Source organism: Micromonospora sp. NPDC049799 (assembly GCF_040656655.1).
Lineage (GTDB): Bacteria > Actinomycetota > Actinomycetes > Mycobacteriales > Micromonosporaceae > Micromonospora.
In genome coordinates, this window is the sequence record NZ_JBFAMU010000195.1 from 1 (window position 1) to 8961 (window position 8961).

The window sequence follows — 8961 nt, forward strand, 5'->3', positions numbered from 1 at the left end:
AGGCGTCGCGCCGCCGGCTCGGGCGTGGCCGCCGGAGCGCCGATGCCCTCGCGTTCGGCGGTGGCGACCAGCATCGCCCGCAGGCTGGTGCGGAAGTCGGGCTCGACCTCGACGGTCGGCACCGCCGCGCCGAGTCGCCGGCCGACCGCGACGAGCGCGGTCAGCTGGTCGTCGGCCCGGGAACGGACGTGGTGCCGTCGGCCACCGTTGGCCTCGTCGAGAAGTTGCGCGAAGCGCTCGGCGCGCCGGCGGGAGAAGAGGTCGCTGTCCACCGCAGGCACCTCCTCTCGCTGGTCGCGGCCGGCCGGCCGCTGTCGTCGCCGACGACCGGTGACGGCGGCACACCACGGACGGAGGTCGTGGCCGGCCACGCTGCCGGACCTGGGGCCCGGGGGACGCCGGGGCTGCCAACGGTCGCACCCGGAGAAACGCTCCGCGCATGCCATGGGTTACGGGGCAGGCGGGGGCGAACTCACGCAAAGTGATCGGCGTCACCGGCGGACACGGCCATGACCTGCGGAGACTCCGCAGGTCATGGCCGACCACCACAGGAAGAGGACTACGGCTGGAAACCGTCGGGCAGCAGTCGGGCCAGTGCCCGCACCGCCCGGTACTGGAGAGCCTTGATCGCGCCCTCGTTCTTGCCCATCGCGCGGGCGGTCTCGGCCACCGAGAAGCCCTGCAGGAAGCGGAGCACGATGCACTCCTGCTGCTCCGGGTTGAGCTGCTTGACCGCGCTGAGCAGGGCGACGTTGGTGATGTGCTCCACCACGGCCGCCTCCGGGCTGCCCTCCGGCCCCCGGTCCTCCCGGTCGGCGTCGAGCACGTCGCCGGTGGTGACCTCCAGCCGGTAGCGGCCGGACTTGAAGTGGTCGGCCACCAGGTTGCGGGCGATCGTCACCAGCCAGGCGCCGAGGTCCCGGCCCTGCCAGGTGAAGCTGCCGATCCGCTTCAACGCCCGCAGGAAGGTGTCGGAGGTCAGGTCCTCGGCGAGCTGACGGTTACCGACCCGGAAGTAGACGAAGCGGAAGACGGTGTCCACGTACCGGTCGTAGATGAGGCCGAACGCCTCGGCCTCACCGGCCTGGGCGCGCTCGACCAGGCTCCACACCTCGGTGGCCGGGTCGGACGGGTCGGGTCGGCTGGGGTACCCGGTGGAGGTGACGGTCGGCGCGGGCGTCGAGGTCACCGCCGGCAGTACCGCCGTCTCGGTCATCGACTCCTCGACGGCCGTGGGCGGGTCCACGGATCGCCGCCCCTGGACCGGCATCGTCGGTCGGGCCGGGGACGCGACCCGGCCGCCGATCGGCTTGGCGTTGCCGCCCGGTGTGGCTGGTCGTGGCGGTGGCTCGTTGTGGTGCGGCGGCCGGTTCCGGATGCGGCTCGACCCCTCACCCCGGACGACGAGGTTGGCGGTGTCCTCCAGGGAACTCCGGGCGGCGGCGCGTTCGTTGACCGTGGCGCGGATCGCCGGGCCGGTCAGGCCGGACGGGCGTTCGGCGTATCCGAAGGTGGTCATCGGACCGCCTCCGTCCCACCGACGACGGCGCACGCCGTTCGGCGTGTCGCCGCCGCGTCCCGGCCGGGTACGGCGTGGCCGGACAGGACGGGTCGGGGGTGTGCCGACGGGCGGCAGATCCCCCTGAGGTGCTGGTCCAATGCGCTCACGGGCACGGGGGCCTCCTCGGGCTGAGGGGTGTCGACTCACGGCAAATGGGGTGACCCGACCCGAGTGATGATAGGGCCAACGTCACCCGCGCGTGGCAAGTCCGTTACACAGGGCCGAAGTATTTCCCCGCGCGTCGCACCGATGGCGGACCGGTTGTCCGTCGTGTGCGATTGACTTTGCCGCGGCTCGCTGGTCGCGAGTGGATTCCAGGTCAGTGGCGAGGTCGGTGTCGTCGCGGGCCGGGTCGGCCGACCTCGTCGCCGGTGTGTCGGCGGCCCCTCGGTCCGTCGTGGGTGGACGTGCGCTCCGTAGCCGCCCGCGCCGCCCGGCGGTCCCGTCGCCGGGACTGTCCCGCGTGGTGTCGGCGATGTCGGCGACTGTCGGCGCGGGGTTCGCTGTGCCAGACTCAGCCACCGTGCAGGACGCAACCGCAAGCGGCGGGTCGACACTGGCCGACCGGCTCCGTCGGGTGGCCGCCGCCCACCCCGACCACCCCGCGCTGCACTGGCGCGAGCAGACCCTGACGTGGTCCGAGCTGGACGCCGCGGTGAGCGCCACCGCCCGGGGCCTCGCCGTCGCCGTACCGGCGCCGGCGGCCGACGCTGACGAACCGGACCGGCATCCGCCCCGGGTGGCGATCGCGCTGGGCAACACCCCGGACTTCGTCGTCAGCTACCTCGCCGTGCTGCGCGCCGGACTGGTCGCCGTCCCGGTGAACCCCGGCTTCACCGGGCCGGAGCTCCGGCACGTCCTCGCCGACTCCGGCGCCACCGTGCTGATCTGCGCGCAGCCGGTCCGGGACCGGATCGCCGCGGTCACCGACGAACTGCCCGCGCTCCGCGCGGTCCACACGGCACCGCCGACCGCCGGCGGCACCGACGCCTTCCCGGCCCGGGGTGGCGAGGACCTGGCCGTACTGCTCTACACGTCGGGCACCGAGGGCCGGCCGAAGGGCGCGATGCTGTCGCACCGGGCGCTGGCCGCCAACCACGACCAGGTCGACGCCATCGACCCGCCAGTGGTCGGCCCCGACGACACCCTGCTGCTGGCGCTGCCGCTCTTCCACGCGTACGGGCTCAACTCGGGGCTCGGCGCGGTGGTCCACCACGGCGCGACCGGGGTGCTCGTCGACGACCTGGGCGACGACGCCGGGCTCGCCGAGATCGCGCGGCACCGGGTCACCGTGCTGGTCGGCGTGCCGTCGATGGTCGCGGCGTGGTCCGGCGCGGACGCCGACACGGTCGCCACGGCGCTGGCGTCGGTCCGTGTGGTGGTCTGCGGCGCGGCGCCGCTGGAGCCGGCCGTCGCGGCGCGCTTCACCGAGGTCACCGGACGGCCGGTGCACGTCGGGTACGGCCTGACCGAGACCGCGCCGGTGCTCACCTCCACCCTGGTCGGCGGCGAGCCGACGGCCGGCTCGATCGGCCGGCCGCTGCCCGGCGTCGAGCTGCGCCTGGTCGGACCGGACGGCACGGACGTGTGGCCGGACGGCGGGACCGCGCCGGACGACGACCCGGACGGGCCGGACCTGTCCGACGCGGCGCTCGGCGGCGACCCCGGCGAGATCGTCGTGCGCGGGGCGAACCTCTTCTCCGGTTACTGGCCCGACGGGCGGGGCGGCCCCGACGCCGACGGCTGGTGGGCGACCGGCGACGTCGCGTACGCCGACGACGGCGGCAACCTCTTCCTGGTCGACCGGATCGGCGAGCTGATCCTGGTCAACGGCTTCAACGTGTACCCGCACGAGGTCGAGTTGGTGCTCTCCGCGCACCCGGGCGTGGCCGAGTCGGCGGTACTGGGTGTGCCGCACCCCCGGACCGGAGAGACTGTCCGGGCGTACGTGGTGCCGGCGCCGGGGCGGCCGGTCACCGGTGCGGACCTGCTCGCCCACTGCACCCGGAACCTGGCCCGGTTCAAGTGCCCGACCGCCGTCGAGTTCGTCGACGAGTTGCCGCACTCGGCGATCGGCAAGGTACGCAAGACCCTGCTCCGGCCGGAGTCGTCGTGAGACGACACCGTCCGCGGTGCCGCCCCGACGCGGCACCGGCCACCCGACCGTCGGCTCCGGCCGACGCCCGCACCACGGAGGACACCGATGCGTGAGCCCCGCATCACCCTGATCACCCGGCCCGGCTGCCACCTCTGCGAGGACGCGAAGGTTGCCCTCGACCGGGTGGTCGCGGTCACCGGGGACCGCTGGATCGAAAAGGACGTCACCGACGACATCGAGCTGGAGCGCGAGTACGGCGAGCGGCTGCCGGTGGTCCTGCTCGACGGCAAGGAGCACGGCTACTGGCGGGTGGAGGAGGAGCGCCTGCTGAAGGACCTGACCACCCCGCAGCTCTGAGGGTACGGTCGCGGGTCCCGGCGGGCGTTTCCGGCCGGGCCGCCTTCGGTAGGGTGCGGCGATGGACGCTGCACGACCCCACCTGGTCTGGGACTGGAACGGCACGCTGCTCAACGACCTCGACCTCGTCGTCGCCTCGACCAACACCGTCTTCGCCACCGTCGGCGGCCCCACCGTCACCGCCGACGAACACCGGGTGCGGTTCCGCCGCCCGATCGCCGACTACTACGCCGAGGTGCTCGGTCAGGCGGTCGACGACGAGGAGTTCGGCCGGCTGGACACGATCTTCCACAACGCGTACCGGGAGGGCCTGACCACCTGCCGGCTCGCCCACGACGCGCAGGTGGCGATGGCCTCCTGGCCGGGCAGCCAGTCCCTGCTGTCCATGTGGTTCCACTCCGAGCTGGTCCCGACCGTGCACACGTACGGCCTGACCGGCCACTTCGTCCGGGTGGACGGGCTGCGGGCCACGGTCGGCGGTGACCGCAAGGCCGAGTCGCTGCGGCGGCACCTGGCCGAGCTGGACGTGGACGGTCGGGACGTGGTGCTGATCGGCGACTCCCTCGACGACGCCGACGCGGCGCTGGAGGTCGGCGGACGCGCCGTGCTGTACACCGGCGGCTTCACCGACCCGATCCGCCTCCGCGCCTCCGGCCACCCGGTCGCCGACACCCTGACCGAGGCGGTCACCCTGGCCCGCACCCTGCCCTGATCGTGGGTCAGTTGCGCAGGTAGGTCAGGACGGCCCGCACCCGCCGGTGCTGCTCGGTGTCCGGCGGGAGGTCCAGCTTGGTGAAGATGTTGCGTACGTGCTTCTCGACCGCGCCGTCGCTCACCACCAGGGTGCGGGCGATGGCCGTGTTCGAGTGGCCCTCGGCCATCAGGGCGAGCACCTCGCGCTCGCGCGGGGTCAGGTGGCGCAGCGGGTCGTCGCGGCGGCGGCGGGCGAAGAGCTGCCCCACCACCTCCGGGTCGAGCACGGTGCCGCCACCGGCCACCCGGGTCAGCGCGTCGAGGAACTCGTCGATCGCGGCCACCCGGTCCTTCAGCAGGTAGCCGATTCCGCCCCCGCCACCCCCGGTCGTGTCGAGGAGGTCGTCGGCGTACGACACCTCCACGTACTGCGACAGCACCAGGATCGGCGTCCGGGGCACCAGCCGCCGAGCCTCCACGGCCGCCCGCAGTCCCTCGTCGGTGTGCGACGGCGGCATCCGCACGTCCACGATCGACACGTCCGGCCGGTGCGTCACCACCGCCTCCACCAGCGCGTCGCCGTCCCCCACGGCGGCCACCACCCGATGCCCCTGCTCGGAGAGCAGCCGGACCAGCCCCTCCCGCAGGAGCACGGCGTCGTCCGCGATCACGATGCGCATGCCGCTGTCTACCATGCCGGCCCGGCCCCGGTCCGGTGCGGAGCGGCCTCGTCCGAGGCGGTGCTCCCGCTCACAGCGGCAGGTCGGCGCGGATCTCGGTGGGGCCGCCGGCCGGGCTCACCACCGTGAGCCGGCCCCCGACCGCCCGGACGCGGTCGGCGATGCCGGCGAGGCCGTGCCCCTTGGCGACGTTCGCACCGCCCTGGCCGTCGTCGTCCACGACCACCCGCAGCCGTCGTCCCTCCCGGGACACGCTGACCTGGCACGTGGTGGCCCGGCTGTGCTTGGCGACGTTGGTGAGCGCCTCGGCGACGACGAAGTACGCGGTGTTCTCCGTCACCGGGTCGAGCCGCCCCGCGGGGTCGCCGAGGTCCGCGTCGACCCGCAGTTCGATCGGGATGAGGCCCCGGCCGGCGAGTGCCGCGAGAGCGCTGGGCAGGCCCCGGTCCACCAGGATCGGCGGTGCGATGCCCCGGGAGAGGGCGCGCAGCTCGGCGAGGGCCTCCCGGGTCTGACCGACGGCCTCGTCGAGGGTCCGGCCGGCCGCCTCCGGGTCGGTGACCAGTTGCTGCCGGGCCCGGCTCAGGTCCATCGCGAGCCGGACCAGGCGCTGCTGCGGGCCGTCGTGGATGTCCCGTTCCAGGCGGCGCAGCGCGGTCGCCTCCGCGGACACGGCGGCCCGCTTCTGCTCCTCCAGCACCGTGATCCGGTTGCGCATCTCCGCCACCCCGGTCAGCAGCGCCCGGCCGAGGGAGGCCTCCAGCAGGGCGCACGCGCGCACCACGTTCGGCAGGGTGAACAGGAAGAGCAGCCCGATGGCCGTGTTCACCGCGATCCGGGCCGCCGGCGAGTCACCGAGGCCGAGGAGGTCGTTGAGGCCGACGTCCTCCGGTCCGTAGGGGATCGCCCAGTCGTAGGTGACGTAGAGGACACCGGCGAGCGCGACCGCCCACCAGGTGAGCGTGACCACGAAGGCGACCACGGCCACCACCAGCCGGAAGATGCCGTGGGCCAGATCCAGCCAGGACTGGGCGTCACGCATCGGCAGGAAGATCCGCCGCCAGCCCCCCGCGCCCGCCTCGGGGACCAGGTACCGCGGGCGGATCCGGGGCCGGCGCAGGATCGCCGGCAGGCGCAGGCGTTCGATGTCGGCGATCCCGCGGGCGGCGTACAGGGTGCCGGTGAGGATCGGCAGGCCCATCACGGTCACCAGCAGCCCGAGGCCGAGTGCGACTCCGGTCACCAGGATCACGAACGACACGATCGCCAGGGGGAGGCTGAGCACGACGTACCCGGAGTCGACGAGGAGTTGCCCGAAGACGCCGGGCCGCCGGTCGGACTCGGGCAGGGGCTCGGCGGCGGGAACTGCGGTCATGTCCACGAGGCTAGGCAAGCGCCAACCGCCGTACCCATCCCGTCGGCCCGCCTCTCCGTCGTAGGGCTGGCCCTACCCCGGTCGGCGAGCCGCGTCGCGCGATTGGTCAGAGAAGTCTTAATTGAGCAATAATTACCGAGCGGCGCCACCCGAGGTGTCCGATCGATCTTGCGGAATGGAGGCCTGGTGGAGCCGCGTCGCGGGCCAGCAAGATCGCGATTTGTGCACGTCTTCACAAGCGCCTACTCTGTAGTTCCGACGCGCCCTGCTAGCACAGCCGGCAATCTCGGTCGCCAGCGGGAGTCCCGAAGCGGCCGACCAGCAGAGTTGGCCGAGGATCGCACCGCACGGAGTCTCATGAGTCAGCACCGTCACCCAGGCGCGCCCGGCCGCGCCGGTGCCGTACCGGCGCTCCCGGACCTGCCCGAGGCGACCGTCGCGCGTCTTCCCGAATACCTCCGTGCCCTGCACAACCTGGCCGAGAGCGGCCACGAGACGGTGTCCAGCGAGGGCCTGGCCGGTGCCGCCGGGGTGAACTCCGCCAAGCTCCGCAAGGACCTCTCCCACCTCGGGTCGTACGGCACCCGGGGCGTCGGGTACGACCTGGCGCTGCTGATCGAGCAGATCGAGTACGTGCTCGGGCTCACCCAGCGCCGGGCGGTCGCCCTGGTCGGAGTGGGTAATCTCGGTCACGCCCTGGCCGGCTACGACGGGTTCGCCAGCCGCGGCTTCCGCATCGCCGCGCTCCTCGACGCCGACGCCGCCCGGGTCGGCGAGGAGATCAACGGTCTGGTCGTCCACCACATCGACGAGCTGCCCCGGATCGCCGCCGAGGAGGCCCTCGCCATCGGCGTGATCGCCACCCCCGCCGCCGCCGCGCAGGGCGTCGCCGACCAGCTCGTCGCGGTCGGTGTGACGAGCATCCTGAACTTCGCGCCCTGCGTACTCTCGGTTCCGGAGGGGGTCGACGTGCGCAAGGTCGATCTCGCCATCGAGCTGCAGATCCTGTCCTTCCACGAGCACCGCAAGGCGTCTCTGACCGCGCTCCCCGCCACCGGCGGGTCCGCCCTCACCGCCCTGCCGGGCGGTCTCGCGGTCACCGACACGCAGGAGGCGATCGGCACGTGAAACTGCTCGTCGTCGGCGCGTCCTACCGCACGGCTCCGGTCGCCACGCTGGAGCAGCTCGCGGTCGCACCCGCCGACCTCACCCGCATGCTGGACCGCCTGGTCGCACAGCCCTACGTGACCGAGGCGGTGCTGGTCTCCACCTGCAACCGGGTGGAAGTCTACGCCGCCGTGTCCGGTTTCCACGGCGGGCTGGGCGACATCTGCGCGGTCCTGGCCGAGCAGGCCGGCTGCCAGCCGGCGGCGCTGGCCAACAACCTGTACGTGCACTTCGACGCCGCCGCCGTCGACCACGTCTTCCGGGTCGCCGCCGGACTGGACTCGATGGTCGTCGGCGAGGCGCAGATCCTCGGCCAGCTGCGTGACGCGTACCACTGGGCGACCGGCGCGGACACCGCCGGCCGCCTCCTGCACGAGCTGATGCAGCAGGCGCTGCGGGTCGGTAAGCGGGCGCACGCCGAGACCGGCATCGACCGGGCCGGCCAGAGCGTGGTCACCGCCGCGCTCGACCTGGCCGCGGAGCTGCTCGACGGCGACCTGGCCGGCCGTCCGGCCCTCGTGGTCGGCGCGGGCGCGATGGGGTCGCTGGGTGTGGCGACGCTGTCCCGGCTGGGCGCCGGCCCCCTCACCGTGACCAACCGGGGCGCCGACCGGGCGGTCCGGCTCGCCGAGTCGTACGGGGCCGCCGCCGCACCGATCGCGGAGCTGACCTCAGCCCTCTCCACCGTGGACATCGTCGTGGCGGCCACCGCCGCCACGGAGGCGGTCCTCACCCGGGACGTCGTCGGCCGGGCGCTCGCCGACCGGGACCCGGAGCGGGGCCCGCTGGTCCTGCTCGACCTGGCCGTGCCGCGTGACGTGGAGCCCGGCGTCACCGACCTGCCCGGCGTCGAGGTGATCGACATCGACCGGATGGCCACGCTGATCGCCGACGGTCCGGCCGCCGCCGACGCCGCCGCCGTGGAGCGGATCGTGGTCGGCGAGGTCGACGGTTTCCTCACCTGGCTGCGCGGCGCCGACGTCGCCCCGACCGTGGCCGCGCTGCGCGGCCGGGCCGACGACGTGGTGAC

The 8961-nt window shown here is 73.7% G+C and carries 8 protein-coding genes and 1 pseudogene; 5 read left to right on the plus strand and 4 right to left on the minus strand.

All coding sequences use genetic code 11. The features are described 5' to 3' along the window. Positions 1–272 (minus strand): annotated as a pseudogene (locus tag AB0I76_RS16260) (hypothetical protein); the annotation flags it as partial. Between the two features lie 287 nt (positions 273–559). Then, positions 560–1519: an ECF subfamily RNA polymerase sigma factor, BldN family gene (locus AB0I76_RS16265; protein ID WP_357035438.1), complete on the minus strand. Its 960-nt coding sequence runs from the start codon at positions 1517–1519 to the stop codon at positions 560–562. A gap of 517 nt (positions 1520–2036) precedes the next feature. On the opposite strand from AB0I76_RS16265, the gene AB0I76_RS16270 reads away from it, so the two are divergent. The 3 genes from AB0I76_RS16270 (at position 2037) to AB0I76_RS16280 (ending at position 4728) form a co-directional block, all read left to right on the plus strand. Continuing rightward, positions 2037–3677, plus strand: coding sequence for an AMP-binding protein (locus AB0I76_RS16270; protein ID WP_357035441.1), 1641 nt, complete (start codon positions 2037–2039; stop codon positions 3675–3677). An 87-nt stretch (positions 3678–3764) separates the two neighbouring features. Next, positions 3765–4016 carry a glutaredoxin family protein gene (locus AB0I76_RS16275; RefSeq protein WP_357035444.1) on the plus strand — a complete coding sequence of 84 codons (252 nt, stop codon included), beginning with the start codon at positions 3765–3767 and terminating at the stop codon, positions 4014–4016. A gap of 61 nt (positions 4017–4077) precedes the next feature. After that, positions 4078–4728 carry an HAD hydrolase-like protein gene (locus tag AB0I76_RS16280; protein WP_357035447.1) on the plus strand — a complete coding sequence of 217 codons (651 nt, stop codon included), beginning with the start codon at positions 4078–4080 and terminating at the stop codon, positions 4726–4728. A gap of 7 nt (positions 4729–4735) precedes the next feature. On the opposite strand, the gene AB0I76_RS16285 is transcribed toward AB0I76_RS16280, so the two are convergent. Then, positions 4736–5389 (minus strand): response regulator transcription factor, encoded by a 654-nt coding sequence (locus AB0I76_RS16285; protein WP_357035450.1) that lies wholly within the window; start codon positions 5387–5389, stop codon positions 4736–4738. Positions 5390–5459: 70 nt separating this feature from the next. Further along, complete coding sequence (locus AB0I76_RS16290) at positions 5460–6764, minus strand: sensor histidine kinase (RefSeq protein ID WP_357035452.1); 1305 nt, start codon at positions 6762–6764, stop codon at positions 5460–5462. A 357-nt stretch (positions 6765–7121) separates the two neighbouring features. On the opposite strand from AB0I76_RS16290, the gene AB0I76_RS16295 reads away from it, so the two are divergent. Further along, a complete protein-coding gene (locus AB0I76_RS16295) occupies positions 7122–7892 on the plus strand; it encodes a redox-sensing transcriptional repressor Rex (RefSeq protein ID WP_357035455.1) in 771 nt (256 codons plus the stop codon). Next, on the plus strand, positions 7889–8961 hold a 1073-nt coding region (locus AB0I76_RS16300), incomplete at its 3' end, for a glutamyl-tRNA reductase (protein WP_357035458.1). The genes AB0I76_RS16295 and AB0I76_RS16300, both read left to right, overlap by 4 nt.

Excerpts from the sequence above, each read along its gene's own strand:
- AB0I76_RS16265 (WP_357035438.1), bottom strand. The coding sequence starts at position 1,519 with ATGACCACCTTCGGATACGCCGAACGCCCGTCCGGCCTGACCGGCCCG.
- AB0I76_RS16270 (WP_357035441.1), top strand. The coding sequence starts at position 2,037 with ATGTCGGCGACTGTCGGCGCGGGGTTCGCTGTGCCAGACTCAGCCACC.
- AB0I76_RS16275 (WP_357035444.1), top strand. The coding sequence starts at position 3,765 with ATGCGTGAGCCCCGCATCACCCTGATCACCCGGCCCGGCTGCCACCTC.
- AB0I76_RS16280 (WP_357035447.1), top strand. The coding sequence starts at position 4,078 with ATGGACGCTGCACGACCCCACCTGGTCTGGGACTGGAACGGCACGCTG.
- AB0I76_RS16285 (WP_357035450.1), bottom strand. The coding sequence starts at position 5,389 with ATGCGCATCGTGATCGCGGACGACGCCGTGCTCCTGCGGGAGGGGCTG.
- AB0I76_RS16290 (WP_357035452.1), bottom strand. The coding sequence starts at position 6,764 with ATGACCGCAGTTCCCGCCGCCGAGCCCCTGCCCGAGTCCGACCGGCGG.
- AB0I76_RS16295 (WP_357035455.1), top strand. The coding sequence starts at position 7,122 with ATGAGTCAGCACCGTCACCCAGGCGCGCCCGGCCGCGCCGGTGCCGTA.